The organism is Streptomyces sp. NPDC023527 (assembly GCF_055560115.1).
The window spans coordinates 313,768-334,279 of record NZ_JBVHJJ010000009.1; the positions used below are offsets into that span (position 1 = coordinate 313,768).

A 20,512-nucleotide genomic window follows, 5' to 3' on the forward strand; every position below is an offset into this window, starting at 1 on the left:
CGTACGTACTGAAGACAACCGCTGGAGACGCCCGGTGAGTTCCCCCGACCCAGAAGTTCGCGCAGCGCGAAACGGTTCCGCGCGAGACAGTACGAGCCCGCACGGCCGGCGACCCGTCGTCGCGGTCACCGGCGCCGCCCGCGGCGTCGGAGCGCTGCTCACGCAGCGGCTCGCCGCATCCGAGGAGATCAAGCGGGTCGTGGCCATCGACGAGCGCCGCGGCGAGGTGAGCGAGGCGCACTGGCACGTCCTGGACGTCCGCGACCCCGCGATCGCCGAGAAGCTGCGCGGCGCCGACGTCGTCGTGCACCTCGCCCTGGATCTCGATCTGGAGACGGATCCCGCCGCCCGCACCGCCTACAACGTGCGCGGCACCCAGACCGTGCTCACCGCCGCGGCGGCCGCCGGGGTGCACCGCGTGGTGCTGTGCACCTCCGCCATGGTCTATGGCGCCCTGCCCGACAACGACGTGCCGCTCGCCGAGGACGCGGAGCTGCGGGCCACCGCGGAGGCCACCGGGGTCGGCGACCTGCTGGAGATAGAGCGGCTGGCCAGGCGCGCGCCCCGTGCGCATCCCGGGCTGAACGTCACGGTGCTGCGGCCCGCCGTCCTGGTCGGCGGCACGGACACGGCACTGACCCGCTATTTCGAGTCCCCCCGCCTCCTGGTGGTCGCCGGTTCCCGGCCGACCTGGCAGTTCTGCCATGTGGAGGACCTGGTGAGCGCGCTGGAGTTCGCCGCCCTGGAGAAGGCCGAGGGGGAGCTGGCGGTCGGTTGCGACGGCTGGCTGGAGCAGGAGGAGGTCGAGGAGCTCACCGGGATCCGCCGCATGGAGCTGCCCTCGGCCGTCGCCCTCGGCGCCGCCTCCCGGCTGCACCGCCTGGGTCTGACGCCGTCCCCGGCGGGCGACCTGGAATACACGATGCATCCCTGGGTGGTCAGCGGCAGCAGGCTGCACGACGCCGGCTGGCGGCCCCGGTGGACCAACGAGGAGGTCCTCGCGGAGCTGCTGGAGGAGGTCGCCGGCCGCCACACGGTCGCGGGCCGCCGGCTCGGCCGCAAGGACGCCACCGCCGCGGGCGCCGCGGGGGCGACCGTGGCACTGCTGGGCACCGCCGCCCTGGTCCGCCGGGCCCGCAAGGCGCGCCGACGGCTCTAGGAGCGGCCGGGAGGGGCCGCGGGGGCGTTCGGTGGCACCGGGGGAGCGGCGGGCTGTAGGAGCGTCCAGGCGACCGGTCGGACGACCGGTCGAACACCCATTGGTCGCCGGTCGCCCGCGTGCGGCACGATGGACCGCATGGCAGGCACCCACGGCACCCCCGACCACCCCGGCGAGCTCGCCGCCACGGACCCGGTCCGGCTCCTGGCGATCCGCGACACCCCCCTGTCCGTGGACGAGGTGTTCGCCGCGGTCGGCGACGCCGCCGCGGGCGGCACCGCGCTGTTCGTGGGCACCGTGCGGGACCACGACGGCGGCGCGGATGTCGCCGGACTCGGCTACTCCGCGCACCCCTCGGCCGAGGCGGAGCTGCGCCGCGTCGCCGAGAAGGTGGCCGCCGACCACCCCGTACGGGCCCTGGCCGCCGTCCATCGGGTGGGCGACCTGGCCATCGGTGACCTGGCCGTCGTGGTGGCCGTCTCCTGCCCGCACCGGGCCGAGGCGTTCGAGGCCTGCCGACGGCTGATCGACGACCTCAAGCGCGAGGTGCCGATCTGGAAGCACCAGAGGTTCTCCGACGGTACGGAGGACTGGGTGGGCGTATAGCGCCCGCCTCCGCCCACCGCCACCCGGCCGCCGCCTCTGACGGGCGGCTTCCGCTTGCGTAACCGCCCCCCTGACGTGAGCGTTGAGGGGACAGAAGATTAGTGTGCTCATCAGTCATTCATGAGGAGCACATGGTGACGCGAGGGGTCGGGAGGTGACATGGCGGCACTGGTGTGGTTGCTGATTCCGGTCGTCGCGGTCGTCGTCGCCGTCCTGTGGGGCAGCTGGGCAGCCTGGGGCTCCCGTAACCGCAAGTCGGGCGATGTCGCGGAACTCGCGGGCTACGCCCGGTTCCGGGAGGCGATGGAGCGCACGGACGCCGGCGGCGGGGTCTCCTAGCGCCGTTCCCGCGCTGACTTGGGGGCGTCGACTCGTGTACGGGCGCCCGCGCATACGCGCGCGCCCCTGCTTCCCCGTACGGACCGCCCCGGGGGTGGACTGTCGGACCGGTCCCGTACTGTCGTTCCATGCCCCGCCGCACCGCGACGATGCTCGCCTCCCTCCTGATGCTGATCGCGCTGCTCTGCGCAGGCGTGCTGATCCCCGTGCCGTATTCGGAGATGTCGCCCGGGCCGACGGTCAACACCCTCGGTGAGCACGGCGGGGAGCCGGTGCTCCAGATCTCCGGCCACAAGACGTATCCGACCAGCGGCAACCTCAATATGACGACCGTCCGCGTCACCGGCTCCCAGTACCGGATGAATCTGGTCGAGGCGGTCGCGGGCTGGCTGGGGCACGACAATCTCGTCGTCCCGCGCTCCACGCTCTACCCGGACGACAAGTCCCCGGACGAGCTGAACCAGGAGACCGCCGAGGAGTTCAGCCAGTCCCAGGAGAGCGCCAAGGTCGCCGCGCTCAAGCAGCTGGACATCCCCGTCGGCAGCCGCGTCGTCGTCTCCTCCGTCGTCAAGGGCAGCGCGGCGGAGGGCCGGTTGCACGCCGGCGATGTGCTCAAGGCCGTCGACGGTACGGACGTCAAGGCGCCCGGCGATGTCGCCAAGCTGGTCACCAAGCACCGGCCCGGTCAGCCGGTCTCGTTCCTGATCGTCCCGGCCAAGGAGGCGGCCGCCGCGGAGAAGGAGAAGCGGCAGCCGGGGACCGAGGAGACCGTCACCCTCACCACGCGCAAGGCCCCCGACGACGACCGCGCCATCGTCGGCATCCAGGCCGGCCCCGACCACACCTTCCCGTTCACGATCAACATCAAGCTGGCTGACGTCGGCGGCCCCAGCGCGGGGCTGATGTTCGCCCTGGGGATAGTCGACAAGCTGACCCCGGACGACCTCACCGGCGGCAAGTTCGTCGCCGGTACGGGCACGATCGACGAGAACGGCAAGGTCGGCCCGATCGGCGGCATCGAGATGAAGACGGTCGGCGCGCGCTCCAAGGGCGCGCGGTACTTCCTGACGCCCAAGGACAACTGCGCGGCCGCCGCGAAGGACCGCCCCGCGGGTCTGACCCTGATCAAGGTCGACACCATGGCCGACGCCCTGAAGTCCCTGGAGAAGGTCCGCAAGGGGGATGCGGCCGGCCTGCCGCAGTGCGCGGCAGGCTGACCGGGAGCCCCGCTCCTACTCCGCGAAAGTGGCCGCCAGGGCCTCCGCCAGGCCCGGTACGAGGTCGGCGCCCGTGAGGACCTCGGTGGGGGAGTCCTTCTCCCGCAGCCGCACCGCGGACTCGCGCGCACCGTCGCGCAGCACGGCCACCGTCATCCGCACCTCCTGCCGGTCCGGGTGGGCGGCGACCCACTTGGCGAGCTGCTTCTCGCTCAGCCCGTTGGGCACGGTGCCCTCGGCGGACGGCGGCAGCATCAGGCGCTCGACGGTCAGGGCGCAGCCCGCCACCGCGTCCGGCCAGGCGATCGTGCCGAGGAACTTGTCCAGGGCCGTGCCGGCGGGCACCTCGTCCTGCTCGATCGGGGTGAGCGAACCGGCGGCGGCCTCGGCGTCGAGACCGAGCTGGGAGGCCAGACCGGGCTCCTGCACGCGCAGCTTCGCCGTGTCGACGAGGGCGAAGAGCCGGGCGGGCTGGTCCCAGCCGAGGGTGGAGGCGTACTCGTCGATCTCGAGTACGGCGCGGGTCAGCGGACTGGCCGCCATGGGGGTGTTCGGAATCGCGGGACCGGACTGGTCGGCGGGGTCGGGAATGCTGGAAGTGCTGGACATGCTCAATATCGTGCCCCGAGAGTGACCAAAAACGGGAACTGAGTAAAGCCTCGGTAAGTTGCCACACTGGGCCCTAGGATCGCTGGGCCCTGATCGACAAGCTCCACTGACACGCGAACTTCGAGGTGCGCACCTTGGCTTTCCAGATGCCGGACCGCGGCGGAGGCCCGTCAGGGCCACGGATCAGAGTCGGCCGCCCGTCCCGGCGGATCCGGACCCTGCTGACGACGTTTGGCGTGCTGGCCGCACTGGCCATGCTCTTCGTCATGTTCGCGGGGTTCTGGACGGACTGGCTCTGGTACCGCTCGGTGAAGTACTCATCCGTCTTCACCACCACCCTCGGCACCAAGATCGGCCTTTTCGCGGTCTTCGGACTGCTGATGGCCCTGGTGGTGGGCGTGAACATCTGGCTGGCCCACCGCCTGCGGCCGCCGCTGAGCGCGATGTCGATGGAGCAGCAGAGCCTCGACCGCTACCGCATGAGCATCGCCCCGTACAAGAAATGGGCGCTGCTGGCGGTCTCCGCGCTTGTCGGCCTGGTCGCCGGCGCGTCCGCGGCCGGGCAGTGGCGCACGTGGCTCCAGTGGGTCAACGGCGTGTCCTTCCAGCAGAAGGACCCGCAGTTCCACAAGGACATCTCGTTCTACACCTTCGACCTGCCCTGGTACCGCTTCCTGCTGAGCTTCGGCTTCGCGGCGGCGGTGCTCTCGCTGATCGCCGCGGCCCTGGTGCACTACCTCTACGGCGGTCTGCGGCTCACCAGCCCCGGCGGGCGGGCCACGTCGGCGGCCACCGGCCATCTGTCCGTGCTGCTCGGCGTCTTCGTGGCGCTCAAGGCGGTGGCGTACTGGCTGGACCGCTACGGCCTGGCGGTGAAGTCCAGCGGGCTGAAGTCGACCGACGGCTGGACGGGTCTGCGCTATGTGGACGCCAATGCCTATCTGCCGGCCAAGACGATCCTGTTCATCATCGCGCTGATCTGCGCGGTGCTGTTCTTCGCCACGCTCTGGCGCCGCACCTGGCAGCTGCCGGTGATCGGTTTCGGTCTGATGGTGCTCTCGGCGGTGCTGATCGGCGGGCTCTATCCGGCGATCGTGCAGAAGTTCCAGGTCCAGCCGAATGAGCAGGCCAAGGAAGCGCCGTACATCAAGAAGAACATCACGGCCACGCGCGAGGCCTACGGCATCGATGACGCGAAGGTGAAGGACTACGCGGGCAGGAGCGACCTCAAGGGCAAGGACACGGAGAAGCTGCGCGCCGACGCCAACTCCACGGCCAGCCTGCGGCTCCTCGACCCGAACATCGTCTCGCCCGCCTTCCAGCAGGAGCAGCAGGTCCGCGGGTATTACCAGTTCCCCTCCACGCTGGACGTCGACCGCTACAAGGTGGACGGCAAGGAGCAGGACACGGTCATCGGTCTGCGCGAGCTGAACATCAAGGGCATTCCCGAGCGCAACTGGATCAACGACCACTTCAAGTACACCCACGGATACGGCGCCATCACGGCCAAGGGCACCGTCACGGACAAGGCCGGAGCCCCGGACTTCACCGCCAAGGGCCTGCCGACCGAGGGCCTGCTGAAGGATTACGAGCAGCGCGTCTACTACGGCGAGAAGACGACGCAGTATTCGATCGTCGGCGGCCCGCAGAAGGAGCTCGACTACTCCGCCGACAAGGGCGAGAAGAGCTACACGTACCAGGGCAAGAGCGGCGTCAACCTGGCCAATCCCGTCAACCGGGCCGCGTACGCGGTGGCCTTCGGCGAGCCGCAGATCCTCTACTCCGGTGCCATCGGCGAGGGTTCGCGGATCCTGTACAACCGCACCCCCAAGGAGCGTGTCGAGGCGGTCGCCCCCTGGCTGACCATCGACGGCGACGCCTATCCGGCGGTGGTCGACGGCCGTATCCAGTGGATCGTGGACGCCTACACCACGACCAACGGCTATCCGTACGCCTCGCGCACCACGCTCGGTGACACGACGGCGGACTCGCTGACGACCGGACAGCGGGCGGTGGTGGCCCAGCAGAATCAGGTCAACTACATCCGCAATTCCGTGAAGGCGACCGTGGACGCCTACGACGGCACGGTGAAGCTGTACCAGTGGGACACCAAGGACCCGGTCCTCAAGACCTGGATGAAGGCGTTCCCGGGCACCGTGAAGGCGAAGAGCGAGATCGGCCCGGTCCTGATGGACCACCTGCGTTACCCGCAGGACCTCTTCAAGGTCCAGCGCGAGCTGCTCACCCGCTACCACGTCACCGACCCGGGGACGTTCTACACCGGCAGTGAGCGCTGGCAGGTCCCGGACGATCCGACCAACAAGAAGGGCAACGCCGTACCGCCCTACTACCTGAGCATGAAGATGCCGGATCAGCAGCAGCAGACGTTCTCGCTGACGACGACCTTCACGCCCAAGAGCCGTCCGAATCTCGGTGCCTTCATGAGCGTCGACGCCGATGCGAAGAGTTCCGGCTACGGCAGCATCAGAATTCTGAAACTGCCGTCCGAGACCACGGTGTGGGGCCCCGAACAGGCGCAGAGCAAGTTCAACGGACACCCGGCCGTCGCCGACCAGATCAATATCTGGAAGAGAGGCGATTCCGAGGTCGAGTACGGCAATCTGCTGACCGTGCCGCTGGACGGCGGGCTGCTGTATGTCGAGCCGGTGTACATGCGGGGCGCGGGCTCCAATTACCCGCTCCTGAAGAAGGTTCTGGTCAACTACGGCGAGAAGATCGCCTTCAAGGACACCCTCGACGAGGCCCTGAACGAGATCTTCGGGGGCAAGGCCGACACCGGCACCACCCCGCCGCCCACCGGCGAACCCTCCAAGCCCACTCCGCAGAACCCCACCGTCAAGCAGGCCGCGAAGGACGCCAAGGACGCCTTCGAGGCCGGCCAGAAGGCGATGGAGAACAAGGACTGGGGGGCCTACGCCAAGGCGCAGGATTCGCTCAAGGACGCGCTGGACCGGCTGACCAAGGCCGAGGCCGCCGCCGAGGAGAAGGGCGGCAAGCCGGGCAGCTGACAAGGCAAGGCCCCACCCCGCACCGTGGTACGGTTGTCCCACAACAGCGCGGGGTGGAGCAGCTCGGTAGCTCGCTGGGCTCATAACCCAGAGGTCGCAGGTTCAAATCCTGTCCCCGCTACTCAATGACAAGGCCCGGAGTCCTCGGACTCCGGGCCTTGTCGTGTTGCCCGGACCCGGGCGGTGTCGGCGGATCCGCCGGACCGCGAGGTGTCCGGGCGGACGCGGACTGTGCGGGTTGTGTGCGGGGCTTACGTGGAGAGTTTGGAGCCCCGTCGTGTCGGGAAGTCGGGAAGTCGACAAAACGCTGAAGTGACCTCACTGGCTGCGGTATACCAGGTGTACGCGGGTTGCGGGTGGTGCGACGATGGGGCTTATGGGGGACAGGACGAGGCTGTGGGAGACACACCGGCTTGTAGAGGCTCCCGCTGACGGGAGCGAACAGGAACTGCAGGCATACGCCCCGGCGGCGGATTCCGCCGACCCGGGTGACTCCGCCGACCCCGCCGACCTTGAGCTGGAGACCGCCCGCCGCCGTGCCGCGGAGACCGGTGATCCGGCCGCTCTGAGCATGCTCGGAGCCCTCCTGCTGCGCCGTGGCGACCTCGACGGGGCCGAGCGCCACCTGCGGGCCGCGACCGCCGACGGCGACCGCTCCGCCGCCAACAACCTCGGCGTCCTGCTGCACCAGCGGGGCTACGCCGACGACGCCGCCGGCTGGTGGCGCATCGCCGCCGTCGCCGGCTCCGCCGCCGCCGCGCACGCCCTCGGCCGCTATCACCGGGAGCGCGGCGACGAGCCCGCCGCCGAGTATTGGCTGCGCCAATCGGCTGAATCCGGGCACGCTCTCGGTGCCTACGCCCTCGCCGACCTCCTGGAGCACCGCAGCGACGTCGGCGCCGAGCGCTGGTTCCGGGCCGCCGCCGAGCGGGGGCACCGCGAGGCCGCGTACCGCCTGGCCCGCATCCTGGACGGCCGCGCCCCGCGCCCCCGGGCCGACGACGGCCTCGGCCCCGGCGGCGTGGAGACGTCCGTACGGGAGCTGCGCGCCGCCGCGGCGGACAGCCGCGACGCCGGCGGCCCCGCCGGCGAGGCCGAGCAGTGGTACCGCCAGGCCGCCGCCCGCGGCCACCGCCGCGCGGCCCTGCACCTGGGCACCCTGCTGGAGGGCCGCGGCGAGATCCAGGAGGCCGCGCGCTGGTATCTGACGTCCGCCAAGGACGGCGAGCCGCGCGCCGCGTGCGCGCTCGGCTTCCTGCTGCGCGACGCCGGGGACACCGACAGCGCCGCCGTGTGGTGGCGCCGCGCCGCCCAGGACGGCGACGGCAACGCCGCCAACGCCCTGGGCGCCCTGCACGCCGACCGGGGCGAGCCGGGCGAGGCCGAGCGCTGGTACCGCCAGGCGCTGGACGCCGGTGACGTCAACGGCGCGTACAACCTCGGGCTGCTGTGCGCCGGGCAGGGCCGCAACACCCAGGCCGAGCAGTGGTACCGCCGCGCGGCCTACGCCGGGCACAAGGAGGCCGCCAACGCCCTGGCCGTGCTGCTGCTCCAGGGCGGCGACGCGGCCGGTGCCGAGCCGTGGTTCTCCAAGGCCGCCGAGGCCGGCAGCGTCGACGCCGCGTTCAATCTGGGCATCCTCCACGCCGGCCGCGACGACGACCGGACGGCCTTCCAGTGGTACGAGCGCGCCGCCACCGCCGGCCACACCGACGCCGCCCTCCAGGTCGCCATGGCCCTGATGCGGGACGGCGACGAGGAGGCCGCCGAGCGCCATCTGCGGGTCGCCGTGCGCGGCGGGAACACCGAGGCCGCCTTCCGGCTGGCCGCCCTGCTCGACCGCGACGACGACGCGCGCGAGGAGTGCGAGGAGTGGTACGAGCGCGCCGCCCGGCAGGGCCACCGGCGCGCCCAGGTGCGGCTCGGCATGCTCGTCGCCGAGCGCGGCGACGTGGTCGAGGCCGCGCACTGGTACCGCGAGGCCGCCGAGGCGGGCAGCCGCAACGGCGCCTTCAATCTCGGGCTGCTCCTCGCCCGGGAGGGCAGCGAGCCGGAGGCGGCCCTGTGGTGGGCCCGCGCGGCCGAGGCCGGCCACGGCCGGGCGGCGCTGCGGCTCGCCCTGCTGGCGGCCCGGCGCGGCGATCTCACCGAGGGGCGGCACTGGTGCGACCGCGCGGTCGAGCTCGGCCCCGCGGAGGTCGCCGAGCGCGCGGCACGCCTGCGGGACGCCTTACAGCAGGAGCTGTCGGCCTAGGGGTCTGTCCGGCGGATCTTCGACTGCGGGCCGTCGTTGCCGCCTGCGGCGGCGAGCGCCCTGCGGGCACGTCCTCAAGCGCCGGACGGGCTGGTATGGGCTGGGCTCAGCAACCAGCCCGTCCGGCGTTTGAGGACACCGCCGCGCAGCGGTGGTGCGCCCCCATGATCCGCCGGACAGGCCCTAGCCGGCCCCGCCCGCGGGAGGCTTCCGGTCCCCGGACCGGAAGCCGTTTGCCTTGGTCGCTACCGGCGGGTTACAGTTGGGTCAACGACGCGGGGTGGAGCAGCTCGGTAGCTCGCTGGGCTCATAACCCAGAGGTCGCAGGTTCAAATCCTGTCCCCGCTACTCGATACGAAGGCCCGGATCCTTAAAAGGATCCGGGCCTTCGTCATGCCCAGGGGCCGGGAAGCCGGGACGGGCGGCGGCGCCGGCCGCTCGCCCTCACCCCGAGACGCAGTTCGGGCAGATGCCCCGGTAGGTCACCTCGACGCCCGCGACCTGGAAGCCGAAGCGCTCCTCCGTCGGAAGCCCGGCGAGCAGGTCGCCGGAAGGGTGAACGTCACGGATCGTGCCGCACTGGGAGCACACCAGGTGCTGGTGCGCGTGGTGCGCGTTCGGGTCGTAGCGCTTGGCTCGCCCGTCCGTGCTCACCTCCATGATCTCGCCCAGGGAGACGAGCTCCCCGAGGGTGTTGTACACCGTCGCGCGCGAGATCTCCGGCAGTAGTTCGGCCGCCTTGGCGTGCACCTCGTCCGCGGTGTAGTGCACGTGGTCCCCGTCGAGGACCTCGGCGACGACGCGTCGCTGTGCGGTCAGCCGCCAGCCGCGTCCCCGGAGTCGTTCCAGCAGGTCACTCATGCCATTCACCTATCAGTCAGATAGGACCAGCGTAGCAGCGGCCCTCGTCCATCACTGGATCGGATATTTATCTCGGCCCCTTCTTGACTTAGACAATGTCCAATGTAGGATCGGACTCGGCTCAGGCCAAGGTGGCAGGACGAGATGACGGAGGCACACGTGACGGTTCAGGGCGAGGCCATAACGCAGACAGGCCCGCTGACCACGGAGTCCGGAGCTCCGGTCGCGGACAACCAGAACAGCGAGACCGCGGGCATCGGCGGCCCCGTTCTGATCCAGGACCAGCTGCTGATGGAGAAGCTCGCGCACTTCAACCGCGAGCGCATCCCGGAGCGCGTCGTCCACGCCCGGGGCGCCGGCGCGTACGGCACCTTCACCGTCACCGCGGACGTGACGCGGTACACCCGCGCGAAGTTCCTCTCCGAGGTCGGCAAGCAGACCGAGACCTTCCTGCGCTTCTCCACGGTCGCCGGCAACCTCGGCTCGGCCGACGCCGTCCGCGACCCCCGTGGCTTCGCGCTGAAGTTCTACACCGAAGAGGGCAACTACGACCTCGTCGGCAACAACACCCCGGTGTTCTTCATCAAGGACGCCATCAAATTCCCCGACTTCATCCACACCCAGAAGCGCGACCCGTACACCGGCTCGCAGGAGGCGGACAACGTCTGGGACTTCTGGGGTCTCTCGCCGGAGTCCACCCACCAGGTGACCTGGCTGTTCGGCGACCGCGGCATCCCCGCGACGCTGCGCCACATGAACGGCTACGGCTCCCACACCTACCAGTGGAACAACGAGGCCGGCGAGGTCTTCTGGGTCAAGTACCACTTCAAGACCGACCAGGGGATCAAGAACCTCACCACCGAAGAGGCCAATCAGCTCTCCGGCATGGACCCCGACAGCCACCAGCGCGACCTGCGCGAGTCGATCGAGCGCGGTGACTTCCCCAGCTGGACCGTGCAGGTGCAGATCATGCCGGCGGCCGACGCGGCGACCTACCGCTTCAACCCGTTCGACCTCACCAAGGTGTGGCCGCACGAGGACTACCCGCCGATCGAGATCGGCAAGCTGGAGCTCAACCGCAACCCGGAGAACATCTTCGCCGAGGTCGAGCAGTCCATCTTCTCGCCGGCCCACTTCGTGCCCGGCATCGGACCGTCCCCCGACAAGATGCTCCAGGGCCGCCTCTTCGCCTACGGCGACGCCCACCGCTACCGCGTCGGCATCAACGCCGACCACCTGCCGGTGAACCGCCCGCACGCCACCGAGGCCCGGACCAACGGCCGCGACGGCTACGCCTACGACGGCCGCCACGGCCGCTCCAAGAACTACGAGCCCAACAGCTTCGGCGGCCCGACCGAGACCGGCCGGCCGCTGTGGCAGACGATCGCCGTCACCGGCGGCACGGGCACCACGGTGGCCCCCTCGCACGCCGAGGACAACGACTTCGTCCAGGCGGGCAACCTCTACCGCCTGATGTCGGAGGACGAGAAGGGCCGCCTGATCGACAACCTCGCGGGCTTCATCGCCAAGGTGTCGCGCGACGACATCGCCGAGCGCGCGATCAACAACTTCCGCCAGGCGGACCCCGACTACGGCAAGCGGCTGGAAGCCGCTGTCCAGGCTCTGCGCGGCTGATCCCACCCTTGGGCGGCCCCCGTCGCCCGAGGTGGGGATGTTCCACCAGACGCTTGCCGTAACAGCACGAAGAGGCCGGACGCCATGGGGCTCCGGCCTCTTCGTCCTGGGTACGGGCCGCCGCGCGCCCACCGTCAGACCGGCAGCGCGCTCTCCCGCGCCCGTACCGGCACCCAGCAGCGGATGATGTCGCGCACCGACACGACCCCCACCGGCCCCTGGTCGTCGAGGACGATCAGATGCCGGAAGCCGCCGTGCGACATGGCGGCCGCCGCCTCGTCGAGCGTCCACTCGGGGGCGGCGAAGACGACGTCGGTGGTGGTGTGGGCGTGGGCGGTCTCCCGGTCCGGGTCCTGGCCCGCGCCGACCGAGTTGAGGATGTCGCGCTCGGTGAGGATGCCCAGACCGCTGGTATCGGGGTCGAGGACGACCGCCGCGCCGATCCTGCGCGCGGACATCAGCCGCGCTGCCTGGCGGAGGGTGTGTGCGGGACCGATGGTGAGGACCACCGTGCTCATGGCGTCGCGGACGAGCATGGCTGGAGCCACCTCCTTGACGGACTGCTGACGGACCGTGAACCCCAAGAAGGAATTCACAAGTTCACAAGCTAGATGTCTCATCGTCACACGCTCTTGAGGACACAACAAGGGGCGCGTGGAGCCGAAATTCCGCTTCCACGCGCTCCCGCGCCCTGGTGTGAACCGGGGGAGCAACAGAAGGACAGAGCGTCCCGGACCGCGGCCCCGGCCGGCGGATCAGGTCTGGAGGTAGGCCAGCAGCTCGTCGTGGAGCAGGCCGTTCGACGCGGCGGCGTTGCCGCTGTGCGGGCCCGGCCGCCCGTCCAGACCGGTGAAGCGGCCGCCCGCCTCCTCGACGATGACGACGTTCGCCGCCATGTCCCACAGCGACAGCTCCGGCTCCGCGCACATGTCCACCGAGCCCTCGGCGACCATCATGTACGGCCAGAAGTCGCCGTAGCCGCGGGTCCGCCAGCAGTCGCGCGTCAGGTCCAGGAAGCCCGGCAGCAGCCCGCGCTCCTCCCAGCCCGTCAGCGAGGAGTACGCGAACGACGCGTCCGCGATCCTGCCCACCCGCGAAGCCTGCAGGCGCGTCGCCGAGGTGAGGCTGCGCCCGGTGTACGCGCCCGAGTCCTTGGCGGCCCACCAGCGGCGGCCCAGCGCCGGCGCCGAGACGACACCGACGACCGGTTCGAAGCCGCCCTCGCCCTGCACCATCAGGGAGATCAGCGTGGCCCACACCGGCACCCCGCGCACATAGTTCTTCGTGCCGTCGATGGGGTCGATGATCCAGCGGCGCGGACCGGTGCCGTCGCTGCCGAACTCCTCGCCCAGGACGGCGTCACGCGGCCGCGCGCGCTGGAGATGCCCGCGGATCAGCTCCTCGGCGGCCTTGTCCGCCTCGCTCACCGGAGTCATGTCCGGCTTCGTCTCGACTTTGAGGTCGAGGGCCTTGAACCGGTCCATGGTCGCCGCGTCGGCGGCGTCCGCCAGGACGTGGGCCAGGCGCAGATCATCGTGGTAATCGGACATGGCTGAACACTACCTGTGACCACGCCTTCCACGGCTGAGGCCCGCCAGGGCTCTTGACACCGTATGGCGGCACGTCAATTCTGTGGCCACGACCGCCGTGCGGCCGCACGGCCGGGGAGGCGACGATGCCCGCGGCACGAGAGCTCTTGCTGGACGCGGCCTTCGCGGCGCTCGCCGCCCGGCCCTGGAACGGGGTCCGGATGGTCGACGTCGCGGCCGCTGCCGGGGTCTCCCGGCAGACGCTCTACAACGAATTCGGCAGTAAGGACGGCCTCGCGCGCGCCCTGGTGCGCCGGGAGGCGGAGTCCTTCCTCGCCGGTGTCGAACACGCCCTCGCCGGGCCGGAGCCCGGCGCGGACGCCGGGGACCGCTGCGCCGCCGGCACGGCCTGGATCCTGCGTACGGCGCGCGCCAACCCCCTCGTACGGGCCGCGCTGACCGGTTGTCGCGGCGACCGGCTCCCGGCGGCCGCGGCCCCGGCCGTGCCCCGGCCCCGCGCCTCGCCCGGCTCCCTCGGATACCGCGGGGCCACGGGGCCGGGGCCGCTGACCGAGGGGATCCGCGACCGGGCCGTCCGCGCGGTCACCGAGGGTGCGGGCCGGCCGCTGCCCGAGGGGACCGCGTGGGCCTGCGAGGCGGCGGTCCGGCTGACGCTGTCCTATGTGATCGCCCCAGCGGCCTCGGACGAGGAGGCGGCCGCGCATGTCGCCCGTCTGGTCCGCGCCCTCGCGGGCGACGGGCGTGGCGAGCCGGTCGCCCGGAACGCCTAGCCGGCGAACCGCCGGACCCCGGGGCCGCTCAGTGCGCGGATCCGGACAGTTGCAGGCCCATGACGCCCAGGATCACCAGGCAGATCGAGACGAGCTTGAGGGTGGAGACCAGGTCGCCGAGGAAGACCATGCCGTAGATGGCGGTGCCGGCCGCGCCGATGCCCGTCCACACCGCGTAGGCCGGGCCGACGTCGAGCTTGCGCAGCGAGAGCGTCAGCAGGCCGAAGCTGCCGAGCGCGAAACAGGCGAAGGCGATGGTCGGCCAGAGCCGGGTGAAGCCGTGGGAGAGTTTGAGACAGACGGCGAAGCCGGTTTCCAGCAGACCGGCGACCACCACCAGCAGCCACGCCATCAGTTTGCCTCCCGCGTCTCGGTGACCGCCGCCCGTCCGGTGTGCTCATGCCCTTGCCGCTGACGGTCATCCGCAAACGTAGGCGATCAGTCGCCTTCGCGCCGCTCCCTTGTCGCGAGCAACCGCCGCAGTGAGTACAGCCGCTGCGGGTCGGCGTGGCCGTCGGCCACCCACTGGTCGAGCGCGCAGTCCTGCTCGTCGTGGCTGCACGCGCGCGGGCAGCCCTCCGTGCCCGGCACCAGGTCGGGGAAGGCGTTGATGACGCGCGAGGGGTCGACGTGGTGCAGGCCGAAGGACCGTACGCCCGGGGTGTCGATGACCCAGCCCGTCCCGCCGGGCAGCGGCAGGGCCAGTGCGGACGTCGTGGTGTGGCGGCCCCGGCCGGTGACCGCGTTGACCACGCCGGTGGCCCGCTGCCGGTCCGGGACCAGCGCGTTGACGAGGGTGGTCTTGCCGACGCCGGAGTGCCCCACGAACGCGGTGACCCGGTCCCGCAGCCGCTCGCGGACCCGCTCGGCGGCGGCCGCCCCGCCCTCGGCGTACAGCTCCTCCCGGCTCGTGACCACATGGGGGACGCCCAGCGCGCCGTAGGACTCCAGCAGTTTGTCCGGCGAGGAGAGGTCGGACTTCGTCAGAACGAGCAGTGGTTCCAGGCCCGCGTCGAACGCCGCCACCAGACAGCGGTCGATCAGGCGCGGCCGCGGCTCCGGATCGGCGAGGGCGGTGACGATGGCGAGCTGGTCGGCGTTGGCGACCACCACGCGCTCGTACGGATCGTCGTCATCGGCGGTACGGCGCAGCACGGAGGAGCGCTCCTCGACCCGCACGATCCGCGCCAGGGTGTCCTTGGCGCCGCTCAGATCGCCCACGACCGCGACCCGGTCGCCGACCACGGCGCCCTTGCGGCCCAGCTCCCGCGCCTTCATCGCGATGATGGTGCGGTCCTCCACGAGGACGTGCAGCCGGCCGCGGTCGACGGTGAGGACGAAGCCCTCGGCGGCGTCCTCGTGCTTGGGGCGGATGTTGGTGCGGGGGCGGTTGCCCTTGCGGTTGGGGCGGACGCGGATGTCGTCCTCGTCGGGGTTCTTGCCGTAGCGGCGCATGGTGCTCTTCCGCTCTCTCAGGCTCTCGGCACCGTCGTCGCCCCGGCGACGTGCCCCAGCATCCCGGTCCACAGGGCCGGGAAGTCGGGCAGGGTCTTCGCGGTGGTCGCGACGTTCTCCACCTGGACGCCGTCGACGGCGAGGCCGATGACGGCGGCGGCGGTGGCCAGCCGGTGGTCCTCGTAGGTGTGGAAGACACCGCCGTGCAGCGGGCGCGGGCGGATGCGCAGCCCGTCCTCGGTCTCGGTGACGTCGCCGCCGAGCTCGTTGATCTCCTTGGCCAGCGCGGCCAGCCGGTCCGTCTCGTGCAGCCGCAGGTGGGCGATGCCGCTCAGGAGGGACTCGGAGTCGGCGAGCGCCGCGACGGCGGCGATCACCGGGGTCAGCTCGCCGACCTCGTGCAGGTCGGCGGTGATGCCCTTGATCCGGCCGGTGCCGGTGAAGGTCAGCCCGGCCTCGGACAGCTCACAGCTGCCGCCCATGGCGGTGAAGATGTCGCGCAGCGCGTCGCCCGGCTGCGTGGTGCGCTCGGGCCAGTCGGGGATGGTGACCCGGCCGCCGGTGACCAGGGCCGCCGCCAGGAACGGCGCGGCGTTGGACAGGTCGGGCTCGACGACGATGTCCCGGCCGAGCAGGGCGCTGGGGGAGACCCGCCAGACGTTCGGCTCGCCGCCGGACTCGGGGGTGTCCACCTGCGCGCCGGCCATCCGCAGCATGTCCACGGTCATCCGGATGTGCGGCATGGACGGCAGGACGGCGCCGACGTGGCGCACCTCGACACCCTGGTTGAAGCGCGGCCCCGACAGCAGCAGCGCGCTGACGAACTGCGAGGAGGAGGACGCGTCGATCTCGACCGTGCCGCCGTCCAGCGCCCCGCCGCCGTGCACGGTCAGCGGCAGCGCGCCGCGCTCGTTGTCGTCGACCCGGGCGCCGAGGGCGCGCAGCGCGTCGATCACGCCGTGCAGCGGGCGCTCGTAGCTGCGCGGGTCGCCGTCGAAGCGGATGGGGCCGTCGGCGAGGGTGGCTACCGGCGGCAGGAAGCGCATGACCGTGCCGGCGTTGCCGACGTCCACGGTGGCCGGGCCGCGCAGGCCGACGGGGATGACCCGCCAGGCGTCGCCCGCGTCGGCGCCCGCGCCGGAGGAGCTGGAGGAGACCGTCTCCTCGATGCCGACGCCCATGGCGCGCAGCGCCTCGGCCATCAGCAGGGTGTCGCGGGAGCGCAGCGGCCGGCGCACCCAGCCGGGCTCGGCCGCGAGGGCGGCGAGGACGAGCGCGCGATTGGTGACCGATTTCGATCCGGGCACGGTGACGGTCGCTTCGACGGCCCCCGTGGCGAGGGGGGCGGGCCAGAGGTCGGTGTGCGCGGGGCTCTCGGTCATGTCTTTACCTTAGTGGCTTGTACCGCGTCACAGGCCGAGCAGCCATCGCCCTCCTCCGGTCAGCGCGCACAGCGATACGACATGGAAGAAGCCCAGCCAGATCACCGCGGGCAGGTTCGTGAGCCGGGCCAGCTGGTCGGCGTCGGAGTCCGGTGCCCCGCCGTGGCGCCGCTTGGCCTGGAGCTCGAAGGCCGGCCGGACCCCGCCCAGCAGCAGGAACCAGACCACCCCGTAGGCGAACAGCGCCTGTACGGCCGGGCCGGTCAGCCAGGAGACCAGCACGAACGCGGCGCCGCTGGCCACGACGGTCAGCACGCCGAAGGCGTTGCGGACCATCAGCAGCAGCGCGACGAGCAGCGCGGTCGCGCCCCACAGCAGCGCCGTGATGTGGCCCGCCGCCAGCAGCCAGGCCCCGCCGAGACCGAGCAGCGAAGGGGCGGGATAACCGGCGGCCGCGGTCAGGATCATGCCGAGACCGGTCGGTTTGCCACGCGAGACGGTCAGGCCCGAGGTGTCGGAGTGCAGCCGGATGCCTTCCAGGCGGCGGCCGCTGAGCAGGGCGACGAGACCGTGGCCGCCCTCGTGGGCGATGGTGACGGCGTTGCGGCTGATCAGCCAGACGCCGCGCGGGGCGACCGCCGCCAGCGCGACGACCCCGGTGACCACCACCAGCCAGGTGGCGGGGTCGGGCTGGGTCGCGAGGACGCGGTCCCACAGGTCGGTGGCGGCGGTGCTGTCCATTTGTGCGCGGCTCCTGAAGGGTCCGTGGCAGGGTGGCGAACATGTGTGGTCGATATGCGGCGAGCCGGAGCCCCCAGGACCTCGTGGGGGTCTTCGAGGTCGAGAAGTGGGATCCGGCGGAGACGCTCGCTCCGGACTGGAACGTGGCGCCGACGAAGAGCGTGTACGCGGTGCTCGAACGTCCTCTTAAAGACGCCAGGGACCGCGGTCCGGTTCGCCAGCTGCGCCCGCTGCGCTGGGGGCTGGTTCCCTCGTGGGCGAAGTCGCCCGAGGGCGCCGCGAAGATGATCAACGCGCGGGCGGAGACGGTCCACGAGAAGCCGTCCTACCGGCGCGCCTTCGAGGCCCGCCGCTGCCTGATACCGGCCGACGGGTATTACGAGTGGGTCACCGGCGCGGGGGAGCGCGAGCTGGAGGAGCGCGGCCGCCGGAAGCGGGCCCGCAAGCAGCCGTATTTCGTGACCCCGGCGGACGGGTCGGTCATGGCGATGGCCGGTCTGTACGAGTTCTGGCGGGATCCGGGGCTGCCGGGGGACCACCCCCAGGCCTGGTGGGCCACCTGCTCGGTGATCACGACCGAGGCCGATCCGGAGCCGTTCGCCCCGGGCGGCGGGGAGGGCGGGCCGCGGTCACTGGCGGAGATCCACCCGCGGATGCCGCTGTGGCTTCCGCCGGACCGGTGGGACGCGTGGCTGGATCCGGGGCGTACGGATCCGGAGGACCTGCGGGGGCTGCTGGTCGCGCCGCCGGCCGGCCTTGTCCGGGCGTATCCGGTGACGACGGCGGTCAGCGATGTCCGTAACAACGGACCGGAGCTGCCGACGGAGCTGGAGGCGCCGGAGGAGGCGACGCTGTTCTGAGCCCTGGTGTCCTCAGTGCCGGACGGGCCGGAATCCAGCCCGGCCGACGCTTGAGGACCAGGATCCGGGCGGAGCCCCGGTGCAAGATGGACCCGTGATCGACATCGTCCCCACCCCCGCCGGCGACGCCCGTATCCACTGGTACCGCGCCCCCCGCCCGCGCCTCGTCCTCGCCGTCGGGCACGGCGCCGGCGGTGGCGTGGAGGCCAGGGATCTCCAGGCCGTCGCCGCCGCGCTGCCGGCGCACCACGTCACCGTCGCCCTCGTCGAGCAGCCCTGGCGCGTGGCCGGGCGGAAGGTCGCGCCCGCGCCGAAGACGCTGGACGTCGCCTGGCGGGCCCTGTGGCCCGCGCTCGCGGACGTCGGGCTGCCGGTCGTCGCCGGCGGGCGCAGCGCGGGGGCCCGGGTCGCCTGCCGCACCTCCGGTGAGCTGGGCGCGGCCGGCGTCCTCGCGCTCAGTTTCCCGCTGCATCCGCCGGGGAAGCCGGAGAAGTCCCGCGCGGACGAGCTGACCGGCACCGGTCTGCCGACGCTCGTCGTCCAGGGCGCCAAGGATCCCTTCGGGCGGCCCGAGGAGTTCCCGGTGGGCACCGAGCTCGTGCCCGTACCGGACGCGGATCATGGATTCGCCGTGCCGAAGAAGGCTGTCACGGGGCAGAAGGAGGCGCTCGCGGTGATCACGCACGCCGTCGTCGGGTGGCTCGCGGGGCTGCGCGGCTGACCCGTTCGGTCCTCTCGCGGCCCGTGTCCGCGTTCCGGGAATGCGCCACGGCGTCCGGCTGTTGTGCAGATCATCTGGAAGACCGGCACGACAGAGGAATGGGAGCTCGCCGCATGGGTTCGACCGCATGCCTGTCCCGCCCGCAGACGGCTGACCTGGGATGGTCGGCGGTGCATGTGGCGCAGCCCGCCCCGGCTGGAGCGGCGGACGGGCCGGATCGTCGTCTATTCTCCGATTCGAGCGGTTCCGCATCCGGTTCCGCCATGCTGTTGGAGGAGGTGGGTCCGGTCGCCGGGACCGACGAGGGGACCAAGAACAGCGCCACCGGTGGGGAAAGCACCGCCGAGCGCAACGCCCGCTTCGAGCGGGACGCTCTGACCTTCCTCGACCAGATGTACTCGGCCGCCCTGCGCATGACGCGCAATCCCGCCGACGCCGAGGACTTGGTGCAGGAGACCTACGCCAAGGCGTACGCGTCCTTCCACCAGTTCCGTGACGGTACGAACCTCAAGGCGTGGCTGTACCGCATCCTGACCAACACGTTCATCAACTCCTACCGCAAGAAGCAGCGTGAGCCGCTGCGCAGCGCGTCGGAGGAGATCGAGGACTGGCAGCTCGCGCGCGCCGAGTCGCACATGTCGACCGGTCTGCGCTCCGCCGAGTCCCAGGCCCTGGACCACCTGCCCGACTCCGATGTCAAGGAGGCCCTTCAGGCCATCCCCGAGGAATTCCGCATAGCGGTCTATCTCGCGGACGTGGAGGGCTTTGCGTACAAGGAGATCGCGGACATCATGGGTACGCCCATCGGCACGGTCATGTCCCGGCTGCACCGCGGCCGCCGCCAGCTGCGCGGCATGCTGGAGGACTACGCCCGCGAGCGCGGTCTGGTCCCGGCGGGCACCGCCCCGGCGCCGAATGGTTCCGACGAGTCGCACAATCGGAAAGGCTCGGACTCATGAGCTGCGGAGATCCGCACGAGACGGACTGCTCCGAGGTCCTCGATCATCTCTACGAGTTCCTCGACCACGAGATGCCCGACGGCGACTGCGCCAAGTTCGAGGTGCACATCGACGAGTGCTCCCCGTGCCTGGAGAAGTACGGCCTGGAACAGGCGGTGAAGAAGCTCGTCAAGCGCTGCTGCGGCCATGACGACGTCCCCGCCGATCTGCGGTCCAAGGTCATGGGCCGGATCGAGCTGATCCGCTCCGGGCAGTCGGTGCCCGAGCAGGACGTCGTGGCCGAGGCGAGGGCGGCGGAGGCCGCCGCGCCCCCGGTCGCGCAGGACTGAACCAACCCCGGACATACCGGGACGGAAGCGTCGTCC

At 71.4% G+C, this 20,512-nt stretch carries 20 protein-coding genes and 2 tRNA genes; 14 read left to right on the plus strand and 8 right to left on the minus strand.

Translation table 11 applies throughout. The annotated features are described in order from the left end of the window. Positions 1 to 34: 34 nt before the first annotated feature. The 4 genes from ACZ303_RS20050 to ACZ303_RS20065 all read left to right on the plus strand — a co-directional run bounded on the left by ACZ303_RS20050 (position 35) and on the right by ACZ303_RS20065 (position 3,321). Positions 35 to 1,159, plus strand: coding sequence for an SDR family oxidoreductase (locus ACZ303_RS20050; RefSeq protein WP_467340719.1), 1,125 nt, complete (start codon positions 35 to 37; stop codon positions 1,157 to 1,159). Between the two features lie 138 nt (positions 1,160 to 1,297). Continuing rightward, complete coding sequence (locus ACZ303_RS20055) at positions 1,298 to 1,765, plus strand: molybdenum cofactor biosynthesis protein MoaE (protein WP_467340721.1); 468 nt, start codon at positions 1,298 to 1,300, stop codon at positions 1,763 to 1,765. Positions 1,766 to 1,924: 159 nt separating this feature from the next. Further along, the gene (locus ACZ303_RS20060) at positions 1,925 to 2,104 is read left to right on the plus strand and encodes a hypothetical protein (RefSeq protein ID WP_467340723.1); all 180 of its coding nucleotides are present in this window, start codon (positions 1,925 to 1,927) and stop codon (positions 2,102 to 2,104) included. Positions 2,105 to 2,232: 128 nt separating this feature from the next. Further along, positions 2,233 to 3,321 (plus strand): YlbL family protein, encoded by a 1,089-nt coding sequence (locus ACZ303_RS20065; RefSeq protein WP_467340725.1) that lies wholly within the window; start codon positions 2,233 to 2,235, stop codon positions 3,319 to 3,321. Positions 3,322 to 3,336: 15 nt separating this feature from the next. On the opposite strand, the gene ACZ303_RS20070 is transcribed toward ACZ303_RS20065, so the two are convergent. Then, complete coding sequence (locus ACZ303_RS20070; protein WP_467340727.1) at positions 3,337 to 3,930, minus strand: PPA1309 family protein; 594 nt, start codon at positions 3,928 to 3,930, stop codon at positions 3,337 to 3,339. Positions 3,931 to 4,076: 146 nt separating this feature from the next. Between ACZ303_RS20070 and ACZ303_RS20075 the strand changes: the two genes are divergently transcribed. From ACZ303_RS20075 to ACZ303_RS20090, 4 genes are all read left to right on the plus strand, one after another. After that, positions 4,077 to 6,959 carry a UPF0182 family membrane protein gene (locus ACZ303_RS20075; RefSeq protein ID WP_467340802.1) on the plus strand — a complete coding sequence of 961 codons (2,883 nt, stop codon included), beginning with the start codon at positions 4,077 to 4,079 and terminating at the stop codon, positions 6,957 to 6,959. Between the two features lie 47 nt (positions 6,960 to 7,006). Beyond that, positions 7,007 to 7,080, plus strand: a tRNA-Met gene (locus ACZ303_RS20080). A 246-nt stretch (positions 7,081 to 7,326) separates the two neighbouring features. Next, the gene (locus ACZ303_RS20085) at positions 7,327 to 9,213 is read left to right on the plus strand and encodes a tetratricopeptide repeat protein (protein WP_467340729.1); all 1,887 of its coding nucleotides are present in this window, start codon (positions 7,327 to 7,329) and stop codon (positions 9,211 to 9,213) included. 274 nt (positions 9,214 to 9,487) lie between these two features. Next, positions 9,488 to 9,561 (plus strand) — tRNA-Met (locus ACZ303_RS20090). Positions 9,562 to 9,657: 96 nt separating this feature from the next. Here the strand turns inward: ACZ303_RS20090 and ACZ303_RS20095 are convergent. Next, positions 9,658 to 10,074 carry a Fur family transcriptional regulator gene (locus tag ACZ303_RS20095; protein WP_467340731.1) on the minus strand — a complete coding sequence of 139 codons (417 nt, stop codon included), beginning with the start codon at positions 10,072 to 10,074 and terminating at the stop codon, positions 9,658 to 9,660. Positions 10,075 to 10,218: 144 nt separating this feature from the next. On the opposite strand from ACZ303_RS20095, the gene ACZ303_RS20100 reads away from it, so the two are divergent. Next, positions 10,219 to 11,709 (plus strand): catalase, encoded by a 1,491-nt coding sequence (locus ACZ303_RS20100; RefSeq protein WP_467340733.1) that lies wholly within the window; start codon positions 10,219 to 10,221, stop codon positions 11,707 to 11,709. Positions 11,710 to 11,843: 134 nt separating this feature from the next. Here the strand turns inward: ACZ303_RS20100 and ACZ303_RS20105 are convergent, their stop codons facing one another. Beyond that, a complete protein-coding gene (locus ACZ303_RS20105; RefSeq protein WP_467340804.1) occupies positions 11,844 to 12,245 on the minus strand; it encodes a CBS domain-containing protein in 402 nt (133 codons plus the stop codon). Positions 12,246 to 12,464: 219 nt separating this feature from the next. Continuing rightward, positions 12,465 to 13,259, minus strand: coding sequence for a histidinol-phosphatase (gene hisN / locus ACZ303_RS20110; protein WP_467340735.1), 795 nt, complete (start codon positions 13,257 to 13,259; stop codon positions 12,465 to 12,467). A gap of 125 nt (positions 13,260 to 13,384) precedes the next feature. On the opposite strand from hisN, the gene ACZ303_RS20115 reads away from it, so the two are divergent. Continuing rightward, positions 13,385 to 14,029, plus strand: coding sequence for a TetR/AcrR family transcriptional regulator (locus ACZ303_RS20115; RefSeq protein WP_467340737.1), 645 nt, complete (start codon positions 13,385 to 13,387; stop codon positions 14,027 to 14,029). Positions 14,030 to 14,057: 28 nt separating this feature from the next. Here ACZ303_RS20115 and ACZ303_RS20120 read toward each other — a convergent pair whose 3' ends face one another. From ACZ303_RS20120 to ACZ303_RS20135, 4 genes are all read right to left on the minus strand, one after another. Continuing rightward, positions 14,058 to 14,381: a DMT family transporter gene (locus ACZ303_RS20120; RefSeq protein WP_467340739.1), complete on the minus strand. Its 324-nt coding sequence runs from the start codon at positions 14,379 to 14,381 to the stop codon at positions 14,058 to 14,060. A gap of 86 nt (positions 14,382 to 14,467) precedes the next feature. After that, positions 14,468 to 15,484 (minus strand): ribosome small subunit-dependent GTPase A, encoded by a 1,017-nt coding sequence (gene rsgA, locus ACZ303_RS20125; protein WP_467340741.1) that lies wholly within the window; start codon positions 15,482 to 15,484, stop codon positions 14,468 to 14,470. Between the two features lie 17 nt (positions 15,485 to 15,501). Then, on the minus strand, positions 15,502 to 16,866 hold the full coding sequence (gene aroA / locus ACZ303_RS20130) for a 3-phosphoshikimate 1-carboxyvinyltransferase (RefSeq protein ID WP_467340742.1): 1,365 nt from the start codon (positions 16,864 to 16,866) through the stop codon (positions 15,502 to 15,504). 27 nt (positions 16,867 to 16,893) lie between these two features. Beyond that, positions 16,894 to 17,607 (minus strand): M50 family metallopeptidase, encoded by a 714-nt coding sequence (locus tag ACZ303_RS20135; protein ID WP_467340744.1) that lies wholly within the window; start codon positions 17,605 to 17,607, stop codon positions 16,894 to 16,896. A 41-nt stretch (positions 17,608 to 17,648) separates the two neighbouring features. On the opposite strand from ACZ303_RS20135, the gene ACZ303_RS20140 reads away from it, so the two are divergent. From ACZ303_RS20140 to rsrA, 4 genes are all read left to right on the plus strand, one after another. Continuing rightward, on the plus strand, positions 17,649 to 18,467 hold the full coding sequence (locus tag ACZ303_RS20140; protein ID WP_467340746.1) for an SOS response-associated peptidase: 819 nt from the start codon (positions 17,649 to 17,651) through the stop codon (positions 18,465 to 18,467). Positions 18,468 to 18,561: 94 nt separating this feature from the next. Beyond that, the gene (locus ACZ303_RS20145) at positions 18,562 to 19,188 is read left to right on the plus strand and encodes an alpha/beta hydrolase family protein (protein WP_467340748.1); all 627 of its coding nucleotides are present in this window, start codon (positions 18,562 to 18,564) and stop codon (positions 19,186 to 19,188) included. Between the two features lie 278 nt (positions 19,189 to 19,466). Further along, a complete protein-coding gene (locus ACZ303_RS20150) occupies positions 19,467 to 20,147 on the plus strand; it encodes a sigma-70 family RNA polymerase sigma factor (protein WP_467340806.1) in 681 nt (226 codons plus the stop codon). Further along, positions 20,144 to 20,476 carry a mycothiol system anti-sigma-R factor gene (gene rsrA / locus ACZ303_RS20155; protein WP_467340750.1) on the plus strand — a complete coding sequence of 111 codons (333 nt, stop codon included), beginning with the start codon at positions 20,144 to 20,146 and terminating at the stop codon, positions 20,474 to 20,476. The genes ACZ303_RS20150 and rsrA overlap by 4 nt, the downstream gene beginning before the upstream one ends. Positions 20,477 to 20,512: the final 36 nt, after the last annotated feature.

What these genes read in the sequence shown, in the direction of transcription:
- ACZ303_RS20100 (WP_467340733.1), top strand. Translation starts at nt 10,219, where the DNA reads ATGACGGAGGCACACGTGACGGTTCAGGGCGAGGCCATAACGCAGACA.
- ACZ303_RS20055 (WP_467340721.1), top strand. Translation starts at nt 1,298, where the DNA reads ATGGCAGGCACCCACGGCACCCCCGACCACCCCGGCGAGCTCGCCGCC.
- ACZ303_RS20135 (WP_467340744.1), bottom strand. Translation starts at nt 17,607, where the DNA reads ATGGACAGCACCGCCGCCACCGACCTGTGGGACCGCGTCCTCGCGACC.
- ACZ303_RS20120 (WP_467340739.1), bottom strand. Translation starts at nt 14,381, where the DNA reads ATGGCGTGGCTGCTGGTGGTGGTCGCCGGTCTGCTGGAAACCGGCTTC.
- ACZ303_RS20105 (WP_467340804.1), bottom strand. Translation starts at nt 12,245, where the DNA reads ATGCTCGTCCGCGACGCCATGAGCACGGTGGTCCTCACCATCGGTCCC.
- ACZ303_RS20060 (WP_467340723.1), top strand. Translation starts at nt 1,925, where the DNA reads ATGGCGGCACTGGTGTGGTTGCTGATTCCGGTCGTCGCGGTCGTCGTC.
- ACZ303_RS20085 (WP_467340729.1), top strand. Translation starts at nt 7,327, where the DNA reads ATGGGGCTTATGGGGGACAGGACGAGGCTGTGGGAGACACACCGGCTT.
- aroA (WP_467340742.1), bottom strand. Translation starts at nt 16,866, where the DNA reads ATGACCGAGAGCCCCGCGCACACCGACCTCTGGCCCGCCCCCCTCGCC.
- ACZ303_RS20095 (WP_467340731.1), bottom strand. Translation starts at nt 10,074, where the DNA reads ATGAGTGACCTGCTGGAACGACTCCGGGGACGCGGCTGGCGGCTGACC.
- rsgA (WP_467340741.1), bottom strand. Translation starts at nt 15,484, where the DNA reads ATGCGCCGCTACGGCAAGAACCCCGACGAGGACGACATCCGCGTCCGC.
- rsrA (WP_467340750.1), top strand. Translation starts at nt 20,144, where the DNA reads ATGAGCTGCGGAGATCCGCACGAGACGGACTGCTCCGAGGTCCTCGAT.
- ACZ303_RS20140 (WP_467340746.1), top strand. Translation starts at nt 17,649, where the DNA reads ATGTGTGGTCGATATGCGGCGAGCCGGAGCCCCCAGGACCTCGTGGGG.
- ACZ303_RS20115 (WP_467340737.1), top strand. Translation starts at nt 13,385, where the DNA reads ATGCCCGCGGCACGAGAGCTCTTGCTGGACGCGGCCTTCGCGGCGCTC.
- ACZ303_RS20070 (WP_467340727.1), bottom strand. Translation starts at nt 3,930, where the DNA reads ATGTCCAGCACTTCCAGCATTCCCGACCCCGCCGACCAGTCCGGTCCC.
- ACZ303_RS20065 (WP_467340725.1), top strand. Translation starts at nt 2,233, where the DNA reads ATGCCCCGCCGCACCGCGACGATGCTCGCCTCCCTCCTGATGCTGATC.
- ACZ303_RS20075 (WP_467340802.1), top strand. Translation starts at nt 4,077, where the DNA reads ATGCCGGACCGCGGCGGAGGCCCGTCAGGGCCACGGATCAGAGTCGGC.
- hisN (WP_467340735.1), bottom strand. Translation starts at nt 13,259, where the DNA reads ATGTCCGATTACCACGATGATCTGCGCCTGGCCCACGTCCTGGCGGAC.